At 39.0% G+C, this 23,702-nt stretch carries 17 protein-coding genes; 6 read left to right on the plus strand and 11 right to left on the minus strand.

The window, feature by feature from the left end; translation table 11 throughout:
• Window positions 1-16 precede the first annotated feature (16 nt).
• The 3 genes from murA to M0R16_04430 all read right to left on the minus strand — a co-directional run bounded on the left by murA (window position 17) and on the right by M0R16_04430 (window position 3,702).
• Entirely contained in the window at window positions 17-1,321 is a 1,305-nt protein-coding gene (murA, locus tag M0R16_04420) for a UDP-N-acetylglucosamine 1-carboxyvinyltransferase (GenBank protein MCK9612127.1), read from the minus strand.
• 172 nt (window positions 1,322-1,493) lie between these two features.
• Window positions 1,494-2,399, minus strand: coding sequence for a bifunctional enoyl-CoA hydratase/phosphate acetyltransferase (locus M0R16_04425; protein ID MCK9612128.1), 906 nt, complete (start codon window positions 2,397-2,399; stop codon window positions 1,494-1,496).
• Between the two features lie 34 nt (window positions 2,400-2,433).
• Window positions 2,434-3,702 (minus strand): IgA Peptidase M64, encoded by a 1,269-nt coding sequence (locus M0R16_04430; protein ID MCK9612129.1) that lies wholly within the window; start codon window positions 3,700-3,702, stop codon window positions 2,434-2,436.
• Window positions 3,703-3,879: 177 nt separating this feature from the next.
• Between M0R16_04430 and M0R16_04435 the strand changes: the two genes are divergently transcribed.
• Window positions 3,880-4,275, plus strand: coding sequence for a hypothetical protein (locus tag M0R16_04435; GenBank protein ID MCK9612130.1), 396 nt, complete (start codon window positions 3,880-3,882; stop codon window positions 4,273-4,275).
• A 39-nt stretch (window positions 4,276-4,314) separates the two neighbouring features.
• Here M0R16_04435 and M0R16_04440 read toward each other — a convergent pair whose 3' ends face one another.
• Complete coding sequence (locus M0R16_04440) at window positions 4,315-6,027, minus strand: agmatine deiminase family protein (protein MCK9612131.1); 1,713 nt, start codon at window positions 6,025-6,027, stop codon at window positions 4,315-4,317.
• A 147-nt stretch (window positions 6,028-6,174) separates the two neighbouring features.
• On the opposite strand from M0R16_04440, the gene M0R16_04445 reads away from it, so the two are divergent.
• On the plus strand, window positions 6,175-7,374 hold the full coding sequence (locus M0R16_04445; GenBank protein ID MCK9612132.1) for a glycosyltransferase family 39 protein: 1,200 nt from the start codon (window positions 6,175-6,177) through the stop codon (window positions 7,372-7,374).
• A 27-nt stretch (window positions 7,375-7,401) separates the two neighbouring features.
• Window positions 7,402-9,330, plus strand: a complete 1,929-nt coding sequence (locus tag M0R16_04450) for a B12-binding domain-containing radical SAM protein (protein MCK9612133.1) — start codon at window positions 7,402-7,404, stop codon at window positions 9,328-9,330.
• 43 nt (window positions 9,331-9,373) lie between these two features.
• On the opposite strand, the gene M0R16_04455 is transcribed toward M0R16_04450, so the two are convergent.
• From M0R16_04455 to M0R16_04485, 7 genes are all read right to left on the minus strand, one after another.
• Window positions 9,374-10,081 (minus strand): hypothetical protein, encoded by a 708-nt coding sequence (locus M0R16_04455; protein ID MCK9612134.1) that lies wholly within the window; start codon window positions 10,079-10,081, stop codon window positions 9,374-9,376.
• A 407-nt stretch (window positions 10,082-10,488) separates the two neighbouring features.
• A complete protein-coding gene (locus M0R16_04460; GenBank protein MCK9612135.1) occupies window positions 10,489-11,049 on the minus strand; it encodes a hypothetical protein in 561 nt (186 codons plus the stop codon).
• An 11-nt stretch (window positions 11,050-11,060) separates the two neighbouring features.
• Complete coding sequence (locus tag M0R16_04465; protein ID MCK9612136.1) at window positions 11,061-12,836, minus strand: long-chain fatty acid--CoA ligase; 1,776 nt, start codon at window positions 12,834-12,836, stop codon at window positions 11,061-11,063.
• Between the two features lie 145 nt (window positions 12,837-12,981).
• Window positions 12,982-13,749 carry an SDR family NAD(P)-dependent oxidoreductase gene (locus M0R16_04470; GenBank protein ID MCK9612137.1) on the minus strand — a complete coding sequence of 256 codons (768 nt, stop codon included), beginning with the start codon at window positions 13,747-13,749 and terminating at the stop codon, window positions 12,982-12,984.
• Window positions 13,739-15,676: a TonB-dependent receptor gene (locus tag M0R16_04475; protein MCK9612138.1), complete on the minus strand. Its 1,938-nt coding sequence runs from the start codon at window positions 15,674-15,676 to the stop codon at window positions 13,739-13,741. Before M0R16_04475 ends, M0R16_04470 begins: the two co-directional genes overlap by 11 nt.
• A complete protein-coding gene (locus M0R16_04480) occupies window positions 15,673-16,911 on the minus strand; it encodes a hypothetical protein (GenBank protein ID MCK9612139.1) in 1,239 nt (412 codons plus the stop codon). Before M0R16_04480 ends, M0R16_04475 begins: the two co-directional genes overlap by 4 nt.
• A gap of 84 nt (window positions 16,912-16,995) precedes the next feature.
• Window positions 16,996-17,277, minus strand: a complete 282-nt coding sequence (locus M0R16_04485; protein MCK9612140.1) for a hypothetical protein — start codon at window positions 17,275-17,277, stop codon at window positions 16,996-16,998.
• A 244-nt stretch (window positions 17,278-17,521) separates the two neighbouring features.
• Between M0R16_04485 and purL the strand changes: the two genes are divergently transcribed.
• The 3 genes from purL (at window position 17,522) to M0R16_04500 (ending at window position 23,613) form a co-directional block, all read left to right on the plus strand.
• Window positions 17,522-19,759 carry a phosphoribosylformylglycinamidine synthase subunit PurL gene (gene purL, locus M0R16_04490; GenBank protein ID MCK9612141.1) on the plus strand — a complete coding sequence of 746 codons (2,238 nt, stop codon included), beginning with the start codon at window positions 17,522-17,524 and terminating at the stop codon, window positions 19,757-19,759.
• A 762-nt stretch (window positions 19,760-20,521) separates the two neighbouring features.
• Window positions 20,522-21,094 carry a TetR/AcrR family transcriptional regulator gene (locus tag M0R16_04495; protein ID MCK9612142.1) on the plus strand — a complete coding sequence of 191 codons (573 nt, stop codon included), beginning with the start codon at window positions 20,522-20,524 and terminating at the stop codon, window positions 21,092-21,094.
• A gap of 38 nt (window positions 21,095-21,132) precedes the next feature.
• A complete protein-coding gene (locus M0R16_04500; protein ID MCK9612143.1) occupies window positions 21,133-23,613 on the plus strand; it encodes an MMPL family transporter in 2,481 nt (826 codons plus the stop codon).
• The last annotated feature ends 89 nt before the right edge of the window (window positions 23,614-23,702 follow it).

A 23,702-nucleotide genomic window follows, 5' to 3' on the forward strand; every position in this document is an offset into this window, starting at 1 on the left:
TTGTGATAAACAGTGTTTACTTTCTCCTGATTTCAGCACCGATATTTCTGAGTCTTTCGTCAATATTTTGATACCCTCGGTCAATTTGTTCAATATTATGGATTGTGCTCTTGCCTTCTGCCGACAGTGCGGCTATCAGCAATGCTACTCCGGCCCTAATGTCGGGCGATGTCATAGAGATGCCCCGTAGTGGGTACTGGCGGGCGAGACCAATTACTGTTGCACGGTGAGGGTCGCACAATATGATTTTTGCCCCCATATCTATAAGTTTATCAACAAAGAACAAACGGCTTTCAAACATTTTTTGATGAATGAGCACGCTACCCTTAGCCTGCGTGGCCACTACCAGTGCCACACTGATAAGGTCAGGGGTGAAGCCCGGCCAGGGGGCATCGGAAATTGTAAGTATGGAGCCGTCGATATAATTTTCTATTTCGTATATGTCCTGTGCCGGAACAAAAATATCGTCACCCAGGAGTTCAAAATGTATTCCCATCCGTTTGAATACATCGGGTATTATACCCAGATGTTCATACCTGACATTCTTTATCCTTAACTCCGATTTTGTCATGGCGGCAAGGCCTATAAAACTTCCCACTTCTATCATGTCGGGCAACAGTTTGTGTTCACAACCGTGCAGTTCTTTCACACCTTCAATGGTAAGCAGGTTAGAACGTATGCCGCTAATTTTTGCGCCCATATTATTCAGCATGGTGCAAAGCTGTACGATATAGGGCTCACATGCGGCATTAAAAATGCTTGTCGTTCCTTCGGCCAGTACTGCCCCCATGATGATGTTGGCAGTACCGGTTACCGAGGCTTCATCGAGCAGCATACTACAGCCTGTCAATTTTGCTGCGCTGATTTTATAAATATTATGCTTGTAGTTATAATCGAATTTTGCTCCCAGTTTTTCAAAACCTATGATGTGTGTATCGAGGCGGCGGCGGCCTATCTTATCGCCACCGGGTTTAGGCATATATGCTTTGCCAAAACGAGCCAGCAAAGGGCCTATCAGCATTACCGAGCCGCGCAGGCTGGTGGCTTTTGCAAGAAATTGTTCCGATGTGATGTAATCCAGATTAATATTATCTGCTCTGAAAGAATAAATACCTTCGGCTGTTTTATTCACTTCAACCCCCAGACCGGCGAGCAAATCAATCAGTTTATTAACGTCATTGATATTTGGCACATTACTAATAGTAACTTTTCCGGAGGTTAGCACAGTGGCACACAATACCTGCAGGGCTTCGTTTTTGGCTCCCTGCGGGATGATATCGCCTTTTAGGCTTATTCCTCCGTTTATTTCAAATGATTTCATGGCTCTCAAAATTATGTGGCTGCTAAATTAAAACCAAAATATATAAAATAAACAACACAGGTGTATTTTTTATTCACAAAACACGCCCGTTTTCTTAAAAATTACTTAATCCACAGCGCTACGATATAACAAATGAATTAAATACCCAATGGTATGGCTCCGGCTTGCTTTATCAGGCCATCATAGCAGCAAGCGCTATGGAATACATTTTTGTTTTTTCGCTGTCGCCGCGTGAAGTTAAGATAGCCGGAACTTTTGCACCTACCACGACAGCTCCCAGTTCAGCGCCGGCAAGCTTTGTGTTGGCTTTGAAAAAAACATTCCCAGATTCAATATTAGGAAATAATATACCGTCAGCATCTCCTGCCACAGGGCTTTTCAGTTTTTTTATCTGTACACTTTCCATGTCAATGCAAACATCCATGGCGAGGGGGCCGTCAACTGTGCCGCCTTTAATTTGGCCGCGGTCAGCCATTTTCGACAGTATGGCGGCATCTATGCAGGCTGGCATGCTTAGGGAAACCTGTTCGGTGGCTGCCAGAACGGCAATTTTTGGATTATCAATCCCCAGAGCATGGGCAGTTTGAATGATGAAGTTTAAAATTGCAATCTTTTGTTTCAGGTCAGGAAGAGGTATGATGGCAACATCACTTACAATAAGAAGCTTGGGATACCTTGGGGTCTCAATCACGGTAACATGGCTGAGAGTAGCATTGGAGTTTACCATCAGTCCTTTTTCCTTGTTGAGAATAGCTCTCATGTACTTATCTGAGCTGACTAACCCTTTCATCAGTATTTTTCCTTCTCCGGAATTGATAAGTTCCACAGCTTTCTCAGCTGCTTTCATTTCATCGGCTTCCTGAACGATTTTAAATTTATTAATTTTAATATTCATCTCCTTGCATACGTCTTCAATGGTTTTTTTATCCCCCACAAGAGTGGCTTCCACAAGTCCAAGGTCAATAGCTTTGCTGATAGCTCCTATCGTATGTGAGTCGTTGGCATATGCTGCCACTAGGCGTTTGCTTTCCCTGCTTTTCAAAATTTCAAGCATTTGTTCCAGTCTGGTAATCTGCATTAAATACTCCTTTCTTTTAGTTTTTTTTGTATTATTATTTTGTGTAAAAATCAATCATCTTTTCAATGGCAAGGGTACAAACCCTGCAAAAATTGTCCACGGAAATGGACTTCATGGTACAGTCGTAAGATGGGCGGTAAACGCCTTTGGTAACATAACCTCCGCCTTCAAAAACCCCGACTTTGTTTTTGTATTTCGGGTCGTTGGGTGTAGGTATCGGCGTATCCTTGTCAACAAGGATTTTCCATTTGGAATCAAAGTCAACCAGCGTTGTGAGGTTAGGATCAGGAGGTTCTACGTCCAAAGGATAAAAGTCGTTGTATGAAGTTTCTGAATCATAATATTCGTCACCCAGCCCTGCAAAGGAATGCCCGAATTCATGTGTGAAAATATACTCAGCATAGGGGTTATTGTTTACACTGAAAGCGTAATGATTATAAATAGCCCCGCCACCATACTTGGAAGTGTTTGCAATAATGTAAATCTGGTCGTAGGGTGCATTGGAAGCTACGTTCCTCAAAGCTTTATTTTCGGAGGTCATCAGGTACCTGTCAAGGTCAAATGTATAAAACCTTGAGCCTACCAGAGTATTTTTCCAGATTCCCTGCCCCGGGACATCACTTCCCGATTCTTTGGAAGGCGCCTTGATGGCCCAGATATTAAATTTGTTTTTATTTTGTTTGTATGGACTGGCGTTAAAAAGGTAGGTGGCAAAGGTGTTGGCATCTTGTATAAACTTATCCATTTCGGAAGAAGTATAACCTTCAGGAATTACAACGATATCAACTTTAGCAGCTGGATCACCGGATTGAAGTATCGTTGTTTTTGGATATTCCTGCCTGCGTTCTTTTACAATAAAGTAATTTTTAGGGTCAACAATATATTCAAATTTCTTTTCATAAATACCCTTTCTGTTGCGGGAATGAAATTCACATTTTACCTTTTTTTTAGGGAAAGGTATGGTAACAGTTTCAGAAAAAGTCCTGTAAGTTGTTTTTGCTTCGTTGGTGGTTTGCCATTCCTGGAACAATGTATTGTAAGAATAGGAGTAAATCAGGGTGTTTTTTTCAGTATCATAAACCAACAACTTGTATTTTCCATAATTGAAAATATCCAGCAGGTTCACTTTTGAGCCGCCCCAATATGGTTCCTCTATCAGTTCATCAATTGAATATATTTCCATGGTGTTGTTTCCTGTGTGATAATAATCGATGCGGAGGGTTTTGTTTTCAAAATAATCATCAAAACCTGCCTGTAAATTCAGGCCAATGACACAGAGCACAGAAAAAAATAATGTTTTCATAAAATTGGCTTTTAATCAAAATGCGAAATAAATAATTTTATTGTGCAAAATACATTTTTTTTGAAAAATCAACTCATATGTGATAAGTCTTAATAAAATTTTTGTTTAAATATTATTGACTTTTGTATGATTTTGTATTATTTTTGTTTTTTTTTAGTATAAATTAAATACAATTTTATGAATACAATGACGATCATTGCCTATTTATTAGCTTTAGTAGGCGTAATTATTGGCTTTATGGGCTTGATAATAATTATAAAGGGGTTTGCAGATAAAAGCAATAAGAAAATACATCTTGGAACGATACTGGTATGTATCACACTTGCCATAGCTGTTACAGGTGGATTTTGCGCAGCAAGACATGCAATTAAATTTGTACGTTATCATGCTTCTGAGTGTCAAAAAGGCCAAATGGATTTCAACAAATGCTGCGGGTTTAAGTTTAATCACAAAGGAATGTGCGCTTCAGGAGACACAACAATTACAAGTGATTCAACATGTGTAAAAGTAATTGTTGAAAAAACTTGCGTCAAGGAAGGCGAAAAATCTCCTTGTCCGCATCATAATAAATAATTCGGTTTCATCCGGGTTAAAAATAGCATTGCATTGTTGCTAATGCATCACCATTATTTTTCTTGTTTCTTTAAAGTTGCCCGAACGTATGGATAAAAAGTATGTACCGGCTTGTAATTCGGTTACATCCAGCCGCAGCATACGCTCATTAAGGTTTTTTTCATCTACCGCCATCACTTCTTTGCCTAAAATATCATACAAACGTATCTGCGCAGAAGAATTTTTGGCTTGGCACATTTGTATGTAAATGTAATCCACAGCGGGATTGGGAAAAACGATGGCTTTGGTAATTTCTTTTTCTTCCACCACGGTGGTTGTTCCGAACAAATAAAACTTATGCGGGTCGGGTTCTCCTATCAGCGGGTGTGTTTCGTTGCGCGGCGACTGGTCGGAGGCGTGGATATAATAGGCTATGGTGTCGCCGTTTTGCTGCTGAGGAATTTCGGCTGTCCAACTGTTGCCCGAAGTGTTGGTCATGTTTATTTTTATCCAGGAGCTCCAGAAACCGTGAAAAACTCTGTACTTTACATATACTGAATCGGGGATAATGTTGCTACCGCTTAAAGCGAATATTTCGGTATTTATGACATGTGCCTGTAGAGGCTTTTGGCCCAGCAATGGATAATGCTTTATGTACAACATGCCTTTATCTGCTATCTCGTGGGTGCGACAGTGCAGGGCATCGGTGGATTGCCAAGATGCAGTTGAAGCTAAGAAGCCTAAGACTTCATAGCCTGGCATGGCATTTTGGTAAACTTCTAATGCAGAATTATCGTATGTTGTGTTAGAACCACCTTTTATAGGCACTAATACTTTCTTGTTTAAAATCAAAGAGTTTGTATAAGGTTGACCACTCGGCTCATAAACCCTGTAAACCTTATATTTGTTTCCAAAAGAAGAAGTTTCGTTTGCCCAGTAAGCCGCCATGGCTTCGTAATCGCTATAATGAGAATTGCTTGTAGGTACAGATGCAATCAATATTTTATCCACATCCAGAAACTTACCCCAGCAGTCTATATGTTTTATATAATCAGCCAAAGGGTCTGCAGTGATATAGTTCCTTTTAATACCCATATATTGACTAAACATTGTGTCAATCTGGGCATGATTAAGAGTTTGATTTTCTTCTTCAACTAAATCAGTCATAGCTGCTACTTCAATTCCGTCACACATATAATTACCACCGGTGTGAAAGATGTTCATGCCGTACAAAGGCATTCCTATATATGTTGCTATAGCTCTTGGAATGGTGTCATCTGTTGGGCGATCTCTGTTGTAAGGGAAATCTATTATGGCAACAGTATTATCATTTGTCATTATAAACCATGGACCGTAATCTCTTGTCCAATACGAGTTAAGAGGTCTAATCAAAAACTGACAGTTAGCTAGGTTTACTCCGTTTGAATTATAATTATTTGTTACGGTGGTTTGTTGAAATGAAGAAGTAACAACGGTAATAACTTTGCAATCTTGAGACATTTCTTCGATTAGCGAATATGGGATGCCGAAATTGCCTGGGTAACTCACCAACACTGCCTGTGCGGGTTCCCATTCGGCTATGGGGCGTACCGTGCCGGTGGGCGGAGGTGTTTGGGTAAAGGCCTTGTTGTCTTTCAGCGGTGCATACAGCTCAGCCGAGTCGAGCATGTGGTATTTTGCCTGAAATTCATAAGGTACATTGCCAACATGTTGTGCGTAAGTATAAAGTGTAAAACAAAAATAACAGGATAAAATGGTAATAATACGTTGCATACTTATGTTTTTTACAAATATAAAAAAATATTTTTTTACTGTTTTACGCTGTGATGTTTTTAACTTTATATTAAGAAACTGCTTTTTGATATTAAAACAAATAGGATTAGTTTTGTAGATTTTACTATACATATAACGTAATCTTAAATGAAAAATCTTGTTGCACTGGGTTACAAAAAAAGGAAGTTAATACTGGCGCTTATCGCTCTAGCGATAATCCTGCGTTTCATCTTTCTGAACCTATACAACTGGCAACATGGCAATACCGGCTACAGCGGGGTGCAATACCTTGTGGATTCATTTCGTTACATAGAAGGCGCCGAAGCATTGTTGGACGGCGGAAGCCTTGATTATAAACAGCAGCAGTTTGCAGGTTACATTGCCCTGATAGTTTTTGCAAAAATAACAGGTGCAGGGGTTTATATCGTGGTATGGTTGCAAATTCTTATGGCTCTTTTGTCCGCATATTTTCTTTATAAACTTGTGTTATCGTTTAGCGGAAGCCGTTTTGCCGGATTTACAGCTTCGGGTTTTTACCTTGCAAATCCTTTCATCACGCAGTGGCATCTGTACATTATGACAGAATCGTTATACACGTCCATGTTGATAATTACGGTTTTTCTGCTTTACAAAGCTCTGGAGAAAAAGACCATTCGGACATATATTTCCGCCATAATTTCCCTGCTCATCATCCTTTCCATCAGGCCAAATGCATGGGTGTTGCTACCGCTGACCCTGACTTTTGGCATCCATGCATATTTAAAAAGGGCGTGGATTAAATCGCTCGTATCCATGTTTGTGACAACCTTGTTTGTTGTTATTGTTACACACCTCCCTTTTACAAATAAAGCCATAGAAAACATAGGCACGGAACATATCCGCATGAACCAGGTGTTTCTGAACGGCGAAGTGATACCCAACTGTCCTGAGCTAAGAGTAAATATGCCGGTAGATAATGCTTTGGCAGGAGATAACTGGAAAAAAAGTTATCTTTATATTTTACAAAACCCTTTGCCCTGCATCAAACTTGCAATTAAAAGGGTTGTTACCGAACTTCTTCAGATAAACCGTTCATGGCTTAGCGTAAAGTATAAACTGAGGTTGTACCTATGGCTTTTCCCGGCTTACATTTTTGCATTAATTGGAGGATGGTACTTCAGAAAAAACAAAGCCGTAAAAATAATTTTTTGGGTAGTAATTATGCACCTTATGATAATTGCTCTTACCTTTGCCGACTATGAAGGGCGTTTTCTGAATTATTTTTTGCCATTAATATATGCCTGCACTGGTTGTGGTGTAGCCATAGTCATAAATAAAATCCTGAAGAAACAACAAAGTACCGGATAAAATACAGAGGCTGAAAAGCTGCGAACTATGAAAATATTATTGATAAGCCCGGGCACTCCCGACGAAATTGACAACAAAATTATCAGGCAGATACCTTACCTTTTTGCCAAAGCCAACAATGCACCTCATGCGGTAGCCACCATAGCCGCCCTCACACCACCTGAGCATGAAGTTAGCATACGGGATGAATACATGCATGGCCCTGTTGAAGAGTTTCTGCCAGGTAAAAGTTACGACATCATAGGTATATCTGTTACTTCCAACCAACTAAAACGCAGCCTGCAGATTGCAGCTGCATGTAAAAAATACTGCCCTTCAGCCATCGTGGTGGCAGGAGGTATCGGTGTGGAAACGCTGATTTATAAAAACAAAGAACATATTGATGTGGTGTTTCACGGAGAAGCGGAAGACACCTGGCCACGCTTTCTGAATGATGTCAAAAATCGTAATTATCAGAATGTTTACAGGAGCATCATAAAACCCGACCTTACAAAATCACCGCCGCCGCGATGGGAACTATTGGGCAAAGACATAATATCATACAACAATGTATTACTGCAAACTACAAGAGGATGCCCCTTCGACTGCAGTTTCTGCGATGTGATATACACATATGGCCGCAAACCCCGCAGCAAAACAATCCCTCAGGTGCTCGAAGAAATAAAAAGGTTGCAGAAACTGGGAGTGGACATCATTTTTATTGCCGACGACAATTTTGCCGGTGACCGTATATATGTGAAAAAACTGCTGAGGCAGATGATAGCGCTGAATAAAACATTTAAAATCCCTGTGGGATTCTTTACTCAGATTGATATCACCATCGCCGGCGATGAAGAACTGCTGAAGCTGTTGGCCGACGCCAACTTCATGGTGCTGATGATAGGCATAGAATCGGTGAATATTGAGTCGCTGAAAGATATGAACAAAAAACAAAACCTTGTTCTCCAGCTCGATGACGCGGTGTGCAAGATACAGTCCTATGGGATGGTGATACTTGCACACATGATTATTGGCGCCGATTCTGATAACAAAGATATTTTCCGGCTGACGGCTGAGTTTATTCAGCGTAACAATATTGTTTTTCATATTTGTCATCCACTGGCGGCACCCCCGGGCACAAAAATGTGGTATGAATACAAAAGACAGGGGAGGCTGGTAACTACCGAACATCAGGATGCCAGCGACAAACTTGATATTATCACAAACATTATCCCGAAACAAATGTCGCGCATAGAGCTTCTGGAAGGCCTGGCAGCGTATTGGGATGATATTTACAAACCGGAGAAGTTTCGGGAAAGAGCTATTGGCTTCCTGAAGGGCATCACCTACAAACCCGCAGTAAGAACCTCAGGACTCAGGCTGATGTGGCATATGCGCAAAATGGTTGCTGGAGTTTTTGTTTACTTTTTCTTCAGGGCAGAAAAGATGCACCGCAAAACTTTCATAAAAATTGTCTCTCATTTTAAGACAAGGTTGCCCCGGATGATGGAAAAAATTATATTTACATACACCATTTATCTGATTGATTCCAAGCGCTCGGCTTATGATGCAGCAGTAGCAAGGGAAATGGCTGCCTGGGAAAGGGAAAATCCAAGTATGGTAACAAAAGATACCTGCAGCATTCCCGTTCCGGATAATATCAGGAAGCACGCAGCTTCGCTGATTGATGAAATTTACAAGTCTCTGCGGCAACATACTGCAGATAAAGAAACCATATACCATGCTGCTGTGGATGTGCTGATGGATTTTAGCGACCGTTTCGGCAATAATTTTGTGGAGCTGGATGAGTTTTACAGGGAACAGCTGAAAATTGGCTGCGAAAGCATGGCCGAAAAGATAAAACTCTCTGACAGAGTTTCAGGGGTTTCCCTGCCGGAAAAGCAACCCACGGGTTTTTCCCGCGAAATTATGGATGCCCTTGATAATGCGGTAAGGTATCGGAATATTTACGGATAATATTTACATGCAACAGGCTTACACGCCTAAAGATGTAGCGGAATCAATTGTTTTTAGGGGTTTTTGTTTCCCCGGGAGGCGTTTTCTGAGTTTTCCTTTTAATAGTACTTGTCTTTTTGCTAACGGTTTGTGACTTTTTCTTAGCTGCTAATTCTACTTCTTCCTGGGTCAGCCCTTTGATAAATTTTTTTGTTTCAACAACAGAGCCGTCTCCGGCATAGGTAATCCAGTCGCCGTCTCTGAGTCCGTCTTTATATTCTCCCTGTAATTTCAACTTGCCTTTAGAATTGTAATATTTCCAAAACCCCTCTCTCTTTCCCTTATTATAAAAGCCTTCACTTTTGGTTTCGTTGTTTACAGGGTAATAGGTAATCCATTTGCCGTTTTTTTTACCGTTCTCATAGAAACCTTCGCTTATCAGCAGGCCGCTATAGGAATATCGCCTGTATTCCCCGTCACGCTTTCCGTTGAAGTAATTAGATTCTTCAATGACAGTTCCCGTGGATGTTGAGCGTCGGGTACAGGACCCGTGTTTTACGTTGTTTTGAAAAGTAACTTCCATAAATAATATTCCGTCACGAGTGAAATATTTCCACAAGCCCTGTTTATGTCCCAGACTGTCAATTTTATTTCTGTGTTTCTCAGAAATTCTGGAATACTGTGGACGTATTAATATCTCTTCCTGCGCCATAAGGAGAAGCGGAGAAAATAAAAAAATCAGGATAAGAAATTTAGAAATAAAATGTTTCAATTCCCTTATTTATTTCATTTCAAAAATAATAAAAAAAATTATTAGCCTTATAAATAAGTTTAATACGAAATTATTAACATAAAGGTTTGTTTTTTTAAGAATAAAATATGTCAGGTCAATATGTAGAGCTTGGAGGGGTTGAAATGAATAGAGTAAGTTGTTTATAATTGAATTAAGGTTCGGTTCCTATGGAGTAACAGCTTGCTTGTTTTACTCATCTTATAAATATCCGACACTTCCGGCACCGAATTGCCGTGTATTTTTTTGTTGTATTGACTTCGTAAAAGTCAGATATTTATAAAAGCAAAACAAATAATACTTTACCCGACTATAGCGTTGTCGCATATATTCACTGAGTCAGTGTCCGAAATTATGCCGGTATTTTTGGTAATTGAAAAGATTGAACGCTATTTTTTTAAAGGGTATTTTTTGTCAAGATATATCCAGAACAAAGGCTTGTATCCTTTTAACTCTCCATCTTCAGAATATTGTGCAACAGCAGGGGCTATTCCCACTACTTTCTTTTCCATCAAAAAGTTCTTTTCATCAAAATACCATTCTTCAAGAAATGTAAGCCTGTGAATGTCTTTTCGCTCCAGTTTTACGTTTATGATGGTGTCTTTTTCATCGTAGGGAGGCACAGAAGAAGGCATCAGGAGAGTATCTGACCTGCTGAAAATATGGCCAATATGTTTTTTACTTAATTCTGAGTTATCAATGTAATCGTAAGCTTTAACCTTCCCTTCGGCAACGGCATCAAGCAGGAGATTGACGAATTTTTCTCTTTTCGGGCCTTCGAGGTTTTCTTTCCACCAGTCGGTTTCTTCTTCATAAGGGCATTTTATAAATACGGGGTATTGTATTCGTTCAGTTAGTATTGTTTTATTGTCATGGGAATTGTTATTGTTACATGAAACAATAAAAAACAATATTCCCAAAAGGGGTAATAAAAAATAAATACGTTTCATGTCGAGAGTAATTATTGGTTATTTTCAAACATTTTGTCAATGATGTTTTGATACTTCTTAACAATATATTCACGTTTTATTTTCAGAGTGGGTGTCAGTTCTCCTGAAAAAACCGACCATTCAGAATCCATTATTTCCCAACGTTTGATTTGCTCGGTGTCTCCGAAAAAGGAGTTGTAAAAACTCACTTCTTTTGCAAATTTCTTTTTTACATCGGGATGGTTTATCATTTCTGTGTTGGTGGTATAAACAATGTTTTTGTTTTCACACCAGGATTTCAGGTCATTAAAGTCAGGAACCAAAAGTGCCGCGGCAAATTTTTGGTTTTCACCCAGTACAATCAAAGTATCAATCATAGGGGATTCTTTGAATTTATCTTCAATCTGTCCCGGGTTGATATATTTCCCAAAAGATGTTTTAAATATTTCTTTTTTCCTGCCGGTAATGCGCAGCTGTCCTTTTTCTTCAATTTGTCCCAGGTCACCGGTATGAAACCATCCATCAGTATCAATAACTTCTTTTGTATATACTTCATCTTTATAGTAGCCTTTCATTAATCCCGGGCCTTTGCATAATATTTCTCCGTCTTCAGCAATTTCTACCTGCACGCCTCTCAGGGGTTTTCCTACCGTGCCGAATTTTACGCCATCTTTATCCACAAAGCTGTTCACAGCGATGACCGGAGAGGTTTCTGTTAACCCGTAACCTTCGAGAACGGGAATCCGCGCAGCCCAGAAAATTCTGGCAAGCCTTGCCTGTAAAGCTGCCGCCCCGGAAACAACCAACTTAATATTTCCGCCGAATACAGCCCTCCATTTGCTGAAGATAAGGACATTGGCAACTTTCAGTTTTAATTTATACCAGAAGCTATGGCAGGTTTCGAGTTCATATTTTGAGCCAACTTCCAGAGCCCAGAAGAATAATCTCTTTTTAACAGGGGAAAGCTTTCGCCCCGCTTTTACAATCCTGTCATAAATTTTTTCAAGCAGGCGGGGAACGCATGAAATAATGGCCGGTTTCACTTCTTTCATATTGTCTGCTATCGTCCCCAGGTTTTCGGCATAATAAATTGAAACTCCAAGATATTGGTAGAGGTAATTCAGCATACGTTCATAAACATGGCATAACGGCAGGAAACTGAGGGCATTGTCGGTAGGCCCAATAGGAGGAATATATGAAACAGCAATAAAATTACTGATAATGTTTGCGTGCGACAGCATCACACCCTTGGGGACACCGGTGGTGCCGGAAGTGTAAATTATTGTAGCGATATCATCCGTTTTAATAGAATCTTTTATTTCTGTTACCGTTTCTTTTGCTGGATTTTGCCAACCCAAACGAATCAACTCATTCAGATGTTTGCATCCGTGCAGGTTTTTAAAAGTATAAATTTCTTTTAGAGACGGTACTTCTGAAGCGATGCTTTCAATTTTTTTGAAGAGGTCTTCTCCGGCAACAAATACATATTTTACTTCAGCATGGTTTAGTATGTATTTATAATCAGACTCAGTGATGTTCGGGTATATCGGGACATGTATAGCTCCACAAAGCATGATGCCCATGTCAAGAAAATTCCATTCGGGCCTGTTGAAAGTGATGGTGGCAATCTTGTCACCTTTTTTAACTCCAAGATTAATAAATCCGTAAGCTATGTAATTGGATATTTCTATGTACGACTTAGTACTGTATTTTATCCATTCACCATCTTCTTTTCCAGCCAGAGCATCATCTTTGGGAAATTTTTGGGCATATGTTTCAAGCAAATCAAAAATACGTGTTATTTCCATAAACTTAAGATTTTATTTAGTTTTCATTTTAGTTATGTGTCTGATTTTAAATCAGTTTGATAAAAAAAGAAAACAAAGTTAATTAAATTTATATTTCCTTAATAATTTTTTTAGGTTTGTTAACAAAACAATATTTTCTGCATATTTATTTTTTTAACAAATGTGTAGTGTTTGCCTGAGATGTTGGCATAATGAGCAGGTCGTTCACATTGACGTGTGCTGGCAGGGATGCTACAAAATACACAGCACCTGCAATATCGTCTCCTGTCAATGGTGTAAATCCCTCATATGCTTTTTTTGCTTTCACTTTATCTCCTTTAAATCTGACTTCGGAGAACTCTGTTTGTGCTGCACCCGGGGCAATCTGACTCACTTTGATATTATGTTCCAGTAAGTCTATCCTCATGGACTTAGTGAGAGAATCAACAGCTGCCTTGGTAGCACAGTAAACATTTCCATTAAGATAACTTTCTTTACCGGCAATGGAACCAATGTTGATGATGTGGCCTTTTTTTCGATGTATCATTCCCGGAATGATGCAACGGCTGACGTAGAGTAACCCTTTTATATTAGTATCTATCATTTGTGTCCAGTCGTCAATTTTGCCTTCGTTTATAGGCTCAAGGCCTGCGGCGAGCCCAGCATTGTTGATGAGAATGTCAATACTTTTCCATTGTGCAGGTATTTTTTTAATGGCCAGAGCCACCTCATCATAGTTTCTGACATCAAAATTTAATACCAAAACTTCAGCATCGTATTTTTTCTTTAATGAAGCGGCCAGCGATTTTAACAACTCCAGCCTTCTGCCTGTAACTATGACTTTAAAATTATTTTGTGCGAAAATAGTGGCGCATGCTTTGCCGATGCCTGAACTGGCGCCTGTAACTATTACAGTTTTTTTCTTAGTTGCCATGATTTTTTGTTTTAAAATTAAATAAATATCGGATACCTCCCGTCACCCAAGCACCAGGCATCTGAATATTGCCGAAATCATAATACCTGGTGTTGAAAATGTTGTTGCATGCCACAAAAATATCAAAATTCAGCGGACGCCAGAAAACTTTGGCATCCCCGACTAGAAATACCGCATAACTTTTTTCGCCTCCTGTCGCAAAATCGGTGTAACTGCCGTTTCTGTCCTGCAAAAGCAGCGTCAGGTTGAAGCCAAGGGATTTATAGATTTTTACATCTGTGCTCAGTGTGAGCTTGTGTTTCAAATAATCCATAACATAATATGAAATCAAATCCCCGCTTTTTTTATACGAATCTATATATGAATATGATAAACGCAATGTCTGCAGAAAACATTTCTTGATATTGAAATCTTCAAAATTTATATTTATGATTGCTTCAGCACCCCATGTGTGCAGCTCTGTGATATTTGAGCTTTCCCAAATGCTTGAATCCGGCTCCTTTACCCAGTCAATGATATTTTTGCCATAACGGTAAAATCCGGTAATATTTATTTGAAGCCCTTTATTTTTATAATTCAGCCCGCCTTCTGCCTGATAGGCTTTTTCGGACATTAATTCGGGATTGGCACGGTTTACAGGGCTCTGGTAATATAGCTCGGTAAAACTTGGTGCACGTAATGATTTGTTGGCAGAAAAGAAAACTTTTAACTTCGGGCTGATGTTAGCCATAAAATCAAAGCCGGGACAAAAATCGAAACCGAATTTGTTATTATAATTCAGCAAAATACCGAAAGTGAAGCTTGTCCTTTTTTTACTTAAAGTTTGGTTTATAGATACATTAAATGTATTTCGTGAAGATTTATTTGTAAAAAAGCCGTTTTTGTCCCAGATATCTTTTATGGTATCAGAAGTTGTTTCCCCTAAAACATTGCTGTTGATTATTTCATTATAAAACTCGCCGCGTATGTTGGTTTTACCAAGTATTGGATAAAAACTCATTTCAACACTGCCTCCTTTAACTTCTGTAAGATGGTAATTGTGATTTATATACCATACCGGAGCATCTTCCCTGAAAAGCTGAAAGCGGTCATGATGCAGTTGCAAATACCCATTGATAATCAGGTTTGTTTTTTTGCTGTATGAATAGGTGATTGCCATGAGTCCTGATTTTGTTTTTTCATACTGCTCGGGATATTTAAAGGAGTAAAAGCTGTTGGCGCCAAAGGCCTTATCCTGATATCCTGCCTGCAGAGCGAAGCTGCTGTTTTTGAATTTGAAACTCCCTCTGTAAAATCCTTTCCAGACATTGAAATCAGTGTTTGTTGTGTACCCTAAACATTGTTTGTAATTAAAAGAAAAAAAATTATTGCTGTTTTTTGAATTGATATTTGAAGAAATATTTCCGTCGATTAACCCATACATACCGCCGGAAGCCGATACGCTGACAAAACTTTCATCATAATCGGAAGTAATGATGTTTATCACCCCACTGAAAGCGCCCGGGCCAAAAAGCCGTGCTCCCGAACCTTTCATGATTTCGATGCGTTTTACTTTGCTGATTTCTATAGGAATATCCAGGTTGTGGTGGCCTGTCTGGGGGTTATTGACACGTATTCCGTTGAGCAGGATAAGTGTCTGCTCAAATGAACCTCCGTCAATGCTGACATCAGCCTGAACTTCATTTGCTCCGCGGGAGCGGATATCGGTAGCAGTCAAATAATTTAACAATTCGGGAAGGGTAGCAACGGGTAGTTTACTGATATCTTCAGCCTGTATCACCTGAACATTTCTGATGCCTCCGGGGTCAATAAATGCAATCTTATCAGCATGAATCAATACTTCTTTAATAAATAAAGTATCTGTCTGGCAGAATGTATTTATTGAAAATATCAAAGTGAAAAATGTGAAAAAAAACACTTTTCTCATGAGGCGAATTTCCTTAAAAAAGGTAAATGCATAAATACTTTTTCTTTGTCAAGCAAATGAAATAAAAATATCAGCAAAAAAGGCAAAGCAGGGGCTTTATATCTGACCATAGCCCCGATAACAGGTGTGGTAATGCCTGTCAGAATGAATGTCCCCGTCACAATTATAAAGCAAAATATCAAAATAGATTTATTTGCCTCTTTAAACCGGGCAAAAACTAAACAAAAAATTATTAAAAATAAAATAACCATATTTTCGATGGCTGCAAATATCATTATCAACGAATGAGCTTCAAAGATGTATGGTCTGATGAGTGTATTATAAAACGAAACGGGTGCCTGCAGAATCATATCGCTTAACTCCGGTTTTAAAAGCTTATCGCTGGTTAAGCTGCCTGAATTCATTTCTTTAGCCAGCCCCACAAAATCATTTTGTTTTTGAGCAATTATCTGAACGGCATTATATCCCGGAAAGATATGATGAATATTAATTCCAGCCAATATTATGATTCCGATAAATAAGGCATACTTTAAATAGCAGCGGTAAGAATTATCTTTTCTGCACCATAAATAACCAAACAACAAGGGTGAGACGATAATGAAAATATAAAATTTAGTATGTATCAACAAAAACATAGCTGCATGAAAAATGATAAGATTGATAATAAGTTTTTTTCGTATTCCGATGCATTTTAAAGTATAGAGTAAAATCCCGAGTCCAAAAAGAAGTATGCCTTCTTTTAATACGCCGGAACCCCAAAATAACACAGAGGGAATCAGGAAAACCGCAATAAAAAGCAAATGTCTCTTATTTATAAAGTGCGGTAAAAAAAATTTATAAATTCCTACCAGGCCCGTGAGCGACAAAAAGCACATAAAAACCGTATGAACGTTATAGTATCCGAAAGAAAAAATTCTCAAAACTGCATTCAGGCGTATGATGGTGTGACTGTCGTTGTAGATATTGCTTTCAAACACCCGGAACCAATTGTTCATCTGGTGGTAGTAATTATTAAAGTACGGGGTGTCGTTTTGGATGCTGAAAAGCATTTTGAAAAAGTCAATGGGTTTGTTCCACAGAGCGTCATACATTATTTTACTATCATCAAAATACTTGAAAATATCCGCGGTAGCCCGGTCAGTGTAATAGTAGGTGTACAAAAAATACATGCCCACACCGGCTGCCAGCTTGATTAAAAAAACTACAATCAGCCAATATGCTTTTATTCCTTCCAATTTGAAAAAAGGAATTTTCCAAATAAGAAAAATTATGAAAAGTGTGTATAATAGCGTAAGTAGTATCTCCAATTTCTTCAGAAATTAATCAACAAAGATAATTTTTTTGAAACTATTCAGTATTTTGAGTTTATGGTAAATATTAATTACTTGAGTTTTGCATAATTTCTTTAGGTCACACAGAGCCGGACACAGCGCTGCGTTGAGGGTTGAGTCCGTGTCGAAGTTTGACATACAACGGTCGTCTTCGACAATCTTCTCCTTCCCTGCCTTGCCGGCAGGCAGGCACTTTCGTTTCAGGAGAAGCTGCTCTGACTGACCGTGGTTTTGTTCTTTTTGACTATATGTAAAAAAGTTATTTTTCATTTAGTTAGTGTCTTTACAATTCATTATTGACAGGTATTTGACAGTTTAATTTTTTATGCAAAACTTCAGTTAATTATTTTTTTTTAGGGTAATAATAAGAGTTTTATATCAAAGTGCTTCATTTAAATTTAATTCGATGAGGTTTGTTTAGAATTTATTTAAACATATCCATAAAAAAAATCAGCGTATCTTTTTCAGTAATGATATTTTTTTACTTTTGCAGAGATACAATCTATTATCGGCGATGAAAAAAGACAAATCAGAAAAGAAGGTAACTCTGGAGACGGCTCAGATGCTCGGCCTTAATGAGGAAGAGTTTAAGAAGATAAAAGAAATATTGGGCCGTATGCCGAATTTTAATGAGCTCAGCGTGTTTTCGGTGATGTGGTCGGAACATTGTTCCTATAAGAATTCCATTTTCTGGCTGAAAAAACTTCCCAAGGAAGGGCCGCAGATGCTTGCCAAAGCCGGCGAAGAAAATGCCGGCATGGTGGATATCGGAAACGGTATGGCCTGCGTGTTTAAAATTGAATCACATAACCATCCTTCGGCTGTGGAACCTTACCAGGGGGCTGCCACGGGTGTCGGAGGTATCAACCGCGACATTTTTACCATGGGAGCCAGGCCTATAGCCCAGCTTAATTCCTTGCGATTTGGTAACCTGGCTCTTGACCGTACCAAACGCCTTGTGAAAGGGGTGGTAAAAGGAATTGGCGACTATGGCAATGCTTTTGGTGTGCCTGTTGTAGCAGGAGAAACCAATTTTGACGAATGTTATAATCAGAATATTCTTGTGAATGCTATGTCGGTGGGGGTGGTGAAAGCGAGTAACACCGTTTCCGCCACATCAAAAGGTGTAGGCAATCCCATCTTTATTGTGGGCTCATCCACTGGCAAAGACGGCATACACGGCGCCACTTTTGCTTCGGAAGATATCACCGAGAACTCTGCCGAAGACCTGCCTTCAGTGCAGGTTGGCGACCCTTTTCAGGAAAAACTTTTACTGGAAGCATCGCTGGAACTGATAAAATCAGGATGTGTGGTCGGAATGCAGGATATGGGGGCTGCCGGAATCGTCTGTTCAACTTCCGAAATGTCGGAGAAAGGAGAACATGGTATGGATATTTTTCTTGACAAAGTACCCCTCAGGCAGAAAAATATGAAACCTTTTGAAATTCTCCTGTCCGAGTCGCAGGAACGTATGCTGGTAGTCATAGAAAAAGGCAGGGAAGATGTCGCCAAGAAAATTTTTGAAAAATGGGATCTCAATTGTGCAGAGATAGGCAAAGTGACCAAAGGAGGCATGCTTAACTATTATATGAACGGCGAAATTGTGGCAAAAATCCCTGCCGAATCGCTGGTGCTGGGAGGAGGCGCACCCGTGTATCAGCGTGATTATAAAGAACCGGAGTATTACAAAAAGTCAAAAAAATTTAATATCAACTCTGTTCCTGAACCTGCCGACCTGAGGCCTGTGGCCAGAATGCTGCTCGCCATCCCCAACATCTGTTCAAAAAAATGGGTGTGGGAACAGTACGACAGTATGGTGGGAACTAAAAATATGACTACTAACATGCCTGCCGATGCTGCCGCGGTAAACCTCAAAGGGACAGATAAAGCATTGGTTATGACGGTTGATTGTAATGCCCGTTATGTTTATGCAGATCCACGTATTGGAACGGAAATTGCCGTAGCGGAAGCCGCACGTAACATCGTCTGTTCGGGAGGTAAACCATTGGCAGTTACCAATTGCCTCAACTTTGGAAACCCTTATAATCCGGAAGTGTACTGGCAGTTTGTGCATGCCATCAAAGGCATGTCAAATGCCTGTAAAAAATTCGGCACTCCTGTTACAGGCGGTAATGTAAGCTTTTACAACCAGTCAAATATGGACGGAAAAGTGGTGCCGATATTTCCTACTCCGGTAATTGGCATGATAGGACTGCTGGAACATAAGAGCATGCTTATGACTATGGATTTCAAGCAGAAAGGCGATATGATATATATGCTGGGGGAAAACCGCAACGACATAAATTCCTCACAATACCTTGTGAATTATCATAAAGTGCCTTTATCGCCTCCGCCATATTTCAATATTGACAAGGAATTTATTACACATTATGTTTTGGGGGAATTGATAAGCAGCAGCCTTATCAACTCAGCGCATGATGTGTCGGAAGGCGGGCTTTTTATTGCATTGTTCGAGTGCGGAATGTTCAGAAACCTTGGTTTTGATATCACAACCGACTGTGAAATACGTGAAGATGCATTTCTTTTTGGAGAAAGCCAGGGCAGGATATTGGTGAGCGTGAGTCAGGAAAAAGAAGCGGAATTTCTTGATTTTATTGTGGATACAAGGGCCAATTGCACATTGCTGGGACACGTAACCAAAGGCGAAATGCGTGTTGACGATATTTCTTATGGCCAGGTGAAGGATGCCAAAAAAATATATGATAATGCTCTGGAAGAGTATTTAAAGTAATACCCTAATGTTGTTTTTTTACTGGAGTTTCCTCAAAATTTAATCCGGGAATAAAGATAGTTGAAAAGTGTCGGAGTTAGGTCCAATTCGTGATTTAAACTGGTTGGGCCCTGCCCTGGAATGTTTTAGTAGTTCAAATATACCGTCAGCCATTGCGTAATTAAAGAAAGTTGGCACACCAAATATCCTTTTTGAAAGGAAAAATATTTTTTGTACCATTACTTTCAATTTCAGCGGTACCCCAATGTATATACTTGTAAAATATGCAATAGCATGAACCAAAACGGTAATGTTTCGTATTGACTTGTAACTAAGAATCCTAAAATCTTCAAAATTATATGCCTGTTTGATATACCGATAGCATTTCTTTAACTAAGCGTTTTTGAGTTTTACACAAATTTTTTGAGATTGTTCCTGAAAATTTGTTACTTTGCATTTTGAAACGATGAATTGTCGTTGAGTTTGTGTCCATAGGTGTGTTGAAGTTTTTGTCAATTCTAAGATACACTTTATGGACACAACTTTTTTGAGGAACCTCATAAAAACGAAAAAAAAATAACACCTTCCATTTAATAAACAGCAAAAATAGTTGATATTAAACAACTTACATGTTTTTACCGTATTTTTTTAAGGAAACTCCAGTTTTTTAACATCAAAAATATTCATCTTGTTTTTCTTTTTGTTTGAAATATTTTTATAATTTTGAACGTTTTAATCAATTATTCAAAAATATAAGGATGCAATATTCTTACAGAAGGTAACATGAAAGAGACAATTATGCATGCGGCAAGGGAGGTCTTCAGTAAGTTCGGCTTCAGGAAAACAACGCTTGAGGATATTGCGAAACATATTGGTAAGGGAAAAACCGCCTTGTATTATTATTACAAAAACAAAGAAGAAATATTCGGGGCGGTGCTTGATTTTGAAGTTGAAAGGTTCAGCAACGAAATGATAAACACCCTTGAACATGAAACAAGCCCTCAGAAGAAACTGAGACGTTACATCACGAAACGCATGGAATTATACAATTATGTTTTAAATTTCTATAGCGCCATAAAAAGTGAATACCTGGAAAATGTCGCTGTCTTTGAGAAAATCAGGCAAAAGTACGACCAGATGGAAATTGAAATCGTTTCGGACATTCTCTCGGAAGGAATTGCGAAAAATGAATTTGTTGCCCGCGATGTTCATCTGACAGCCTATGCTATCATCCTTGCCATGAAAGGCTTTGAATACCCTTTTTCATACCAGCAGGATATCATAAAAATGGAAGAGGATATTGATAAACTCATGGATGTACTCTTTTACGGAATAATAAAAACCCCAACAAAATAATAAAACACTTTTTCAAACTTCCCATCAACTCAAAATTTATGTTTAAGTTTTCATCGTTTGTAATAAAATTCAGGTCGGCCATTATTGCCGTATGCCTGTTGTTTACGGCAGTTATGCTGTTTTTTCTTAAAGATATAAAAATTAATGCAGATATAACAACGTATCTTCCCGAAAGCGATTCGGTAGTGGCAAGGTTTAATTATATCAGCAAGCATTACTCCACAAGCCAGCTGGCAGTTATTATTGTTGAAGCTGAGAAAGATATTTTTACCAAAGAAACCCTGGAGCATATCAGCACACTGACCAAGGAACTGGAAAAATTTAACGGGGTAAGTTTTGTTACGAGCATCACCAATGTGCTGGATATAAAACTACCGGCTAATATTAATGAGATGCTGGCTGATAGCTCTCTTACAAAAACTAACATTGATATCTCCGCACTGCCTCAGAATTTCGAAGATTTGAAAAAAATGCAGAATAATGCATCTTTACAGAAATCTTTAGCTCAGTTTGCCAGTTTTCAAAATACGCTTACCATTCCCCGCCTCATTGACGAAAATAATATTCCTCAATCTGCTGAGGAACTGAAAAAGCTTAAGGATTACGCACTGTCTAAAAAACTGTACAAAGACCGCCTGATATCTTCTAACTCCAGATATTCGGTAATCATATGCCATTTAAGCGAGTCGTCAGAACGAAATGATGTTGCCAAAAAAATAAGGGAGCATGTAATTTTGAAAAATTTCCCTGAAAAATTTTATTTCGAGGGAATGCCTTTTCAGGTGCTGAACATATTGGACTTTATCATGAGAGATTTGTTTTTTCTTACACCTCTTATTATTTTAGTTATCACTTTAGCTTTGCTGTTTAGTTTCAGAAGCCTGCGGGGCATTTTGGTTCCGGTGCTGGCTGTGGGTATGGGGACGATATGGAGCATGGGTATTATGAGCCTAGCAGGGGTGAAGCTTTCACCTATTTCTGATGCAATACCTGTTGTGCTTTTTGCTGTGGGGGCGGCATACGGCATCCATATTGTAAATCGCTTCCGGCTGATGGTAAACTCCAGAGAAGAAAAAAAACAACAGATTGTCAAAGCGCTTTCTGAAGTGGGAATTTCAGTGTTGCTGGCAGGGATTACAACCGTAATGGGTTTTATGTCGTTTATCTTTGGTTCTTACCTGAGCGTTATCACTGAGTTTGGCATTTTTACAGCCATTGGAGTTTTGTTCATCCTGATGCTTTCCGTAACATTTACACCGGCTCTATTATCTTATTTTCCTGCTGAAAAGAAAGCGGTAAGCATTGGAAAGACTCATAAATATGATTTTTTGGGAGAATTTATTATCAGGTTATCCAAAGTTATTTTGCGCCGCCCGCTTATGATAATTATCATCGCTGCCGCCGTAGTTATCGTATCGGTTGTCGGAATTCCTTTTCTTCAGAATAAGATTGACATACTGAATTATTTTAAACCCAATTCCGATATCAGACGTTCGGCATCAGTCATGAACAAAGAGTTTGGAGGCTCACTGCCTATCATGGTTCGCGTAAGGGGCGATATCATGAATCCGCAAACCCTGGCGAAAATGAAAATGGTGCAGGGATTTATGGAACAGCAGCCGGATATCAGCAATGCTTTCTCTGTTGTTGATTTTTTTGAAGTGCTAAATAGTGGAGAGGATAAGGTCAACGTGCCTGAGACAATGAACATAAAAGATATTCAGAAACAAATACATCGTAGTACACCCTCAGAAGATAATTTTAAAGGCATGAAGGAATTGATAAATCGTATATGGCCATTGATACAGGGGGAGGAAATGATTAAACAAATGATAAACCCGCAAAAGACAGAAGCTATCATACAGGCTTCGGTCCGTAATGTTGACACGGAACGTTACCGCGAAATTTATAATTCGCTGAACACATTTCTGGCGCCGCTCAATACCTCAAATCTTTTGTTCGAGCAAACGGGTATGCCGGGTGTGTATTCAAACTTTGATAACAGCATGAAGAAAAACCTGATTCAAAGCATTATACTTGCGCTGGTACTTGTTTATATATGTATGGTTTTTTTACTGCGCTCTGCCAAAAGCGCCATAGTGGGAATGATACCCCTGCTGGTTACCATGGTGCTTATTTTCGGTTTTATGGGATTTTCGGGTATCGCACTGGATATTGCTACCATCCTTATTGCAAGTATAACGGTTGGCGCAGGCATTGATTATGCCATTCACTTTATAACCGAATACAAACGGCAAATATCGAAAGGGCTGAATATTGATGATGCCATCACAAATACATTAAAAGTTACCGGCAGGCCGATAATAATTAATGTAATAACTATCATGCTGGGGTTTCTGGTGCTTATATTCGCCAGTATGATGCCACTAATCAATTTCGGAATACTCATTGCCATTACCATGTTTTTTAGCGGCATGGGCTCTATCACCATTTTGCCATCTATTATAAAGCTCTTTAACCTTAGACTTGTGAAAAAATTACCTGGGGAAAAAACATAATTTTTAAATAAGTTTATAAACGGTTTAAAAAACTAGAAAATTATATTATTATCAACTCTTGTATTATAAATTCTTTTGCAGAAAATAAA

It is taken from the genome of Bacteroidales bacterium (assembly GCA_023228145.1).
GTDB lineage: Bacteria > Bacteroidota > Bacteroidia > Bacteroidales > CAIWKO01 > CAIWKO01.

What these genes read in the sequence shown, in the direction of transcription:
- murA (MCK9612127.1), bottom strand. Translation starts at nt 1,321, where the DNA reads ATGAAATCATTTGAAATAAACGGAGGAATAAGCCTAAAAGGCGATATC.
- M0R16_04425 (MCK9612128.1), bottom strand. Translation starts at nt 2,399, where the DNA reads ATGCAGATTACCAGACTGGAACAAATGCTTGAAATTTTGAAAAGCAGG.
- M0R16_04430 (MCK9612129.1), bottom strand. Translation starts at nt 3,702, where the DNA reads ATGAAAACATTATTTTTTTCTGTGCTCTGTGTCATTGGCCTGAATTTA.
- M0R16_04435 (MCK9612130.1), top strand. Translation starts at nt 3,880, where the DNA reads ATGAATACAATGACGATCATTGCCTATTTATTAGCTTTAGTAGGCGTA.
- M0R16_04440 (MCK9612131.1), bottom strand. Translation starts at nt 6,027, where the DNA reads ATGCAACGTATTATTACCATTTTATCCTGTTATTTTTGTTTTACACTT.
- M0R16_04445 (MCK9612132.1), top strand. Translation starts at nt 6,175, where the DNA reads ATGAAAAATCTTGTTGCACTGGGTTACAAAAAAAGGAAGTTAATACTG.
- M0R16_04450 (MCK9612133.1), top strand. Translation starts at nt 7,402, where the DNA reads ATGAAAATATTATTGATAAGCCCGGGCACTCCCGACGAAATTGACAAC.
- M0R16_04460 (MCK9612135.1), bottom strand. Translation starts at nt 11,049, where the DNA reads ATGAAACGTATTTATTTTTTATTACCCCTTTTGGGAATATTGTTTTTT.
- M0R16_04465 (MCK9612136.1), bottom strand. Translation starts at nt 12,836, where the DNA reads ATGGAAATAACACGTATTTTTGATTTGCTTGAAACATATGCCCAAAAA.
- M0R16_04470 (MCK9612137.1), bottom strand. Translation starts at nt 13,749, where the DNA reads ATGGCAACTAAGAAAAAAACTGTAATAGTTACAGGCGCCAGTTCAGGC.
- M0R16_04475 (MCK9612138.1), bottom strand. Translation starts at nt 15,676, where the DNA reads ATGAGAAAAGTGTTTTTTTTCACATTTTTCACTTTGATATTTTCAATA.
- M0R16_04485 (MCK9612140.1), bottom strand. Translation starts at nt 17,277, where the DNA reads ATGAAAAATAACTTTTTTACATATAGTCAAAAAGAACAAAACCACGGT.
- purL (MCK9612141.1), top strand. Translation starts at nt 17,522, where the DNA reads ATGAAAAAAGACAAATCAGAAAAGAAGGTAACTCTGGAGACGGCTCAG.
- M0R16_04495 (MCK9612142.1), top strand. Translation starts at nt 20,522, where the DNA reads ATGAAAGAGACAATTATGCATGCGGCAAGGGAGGTCTTCAGTAAGTTC.
- M0R16_04500 (MCK9612143.1), top strand. Translation starts at nt 21,133, where the DNA reads ATGTTTAAGTTTTCATCGTTTGTAATAAAATTCAGGTCGGCCATTATT.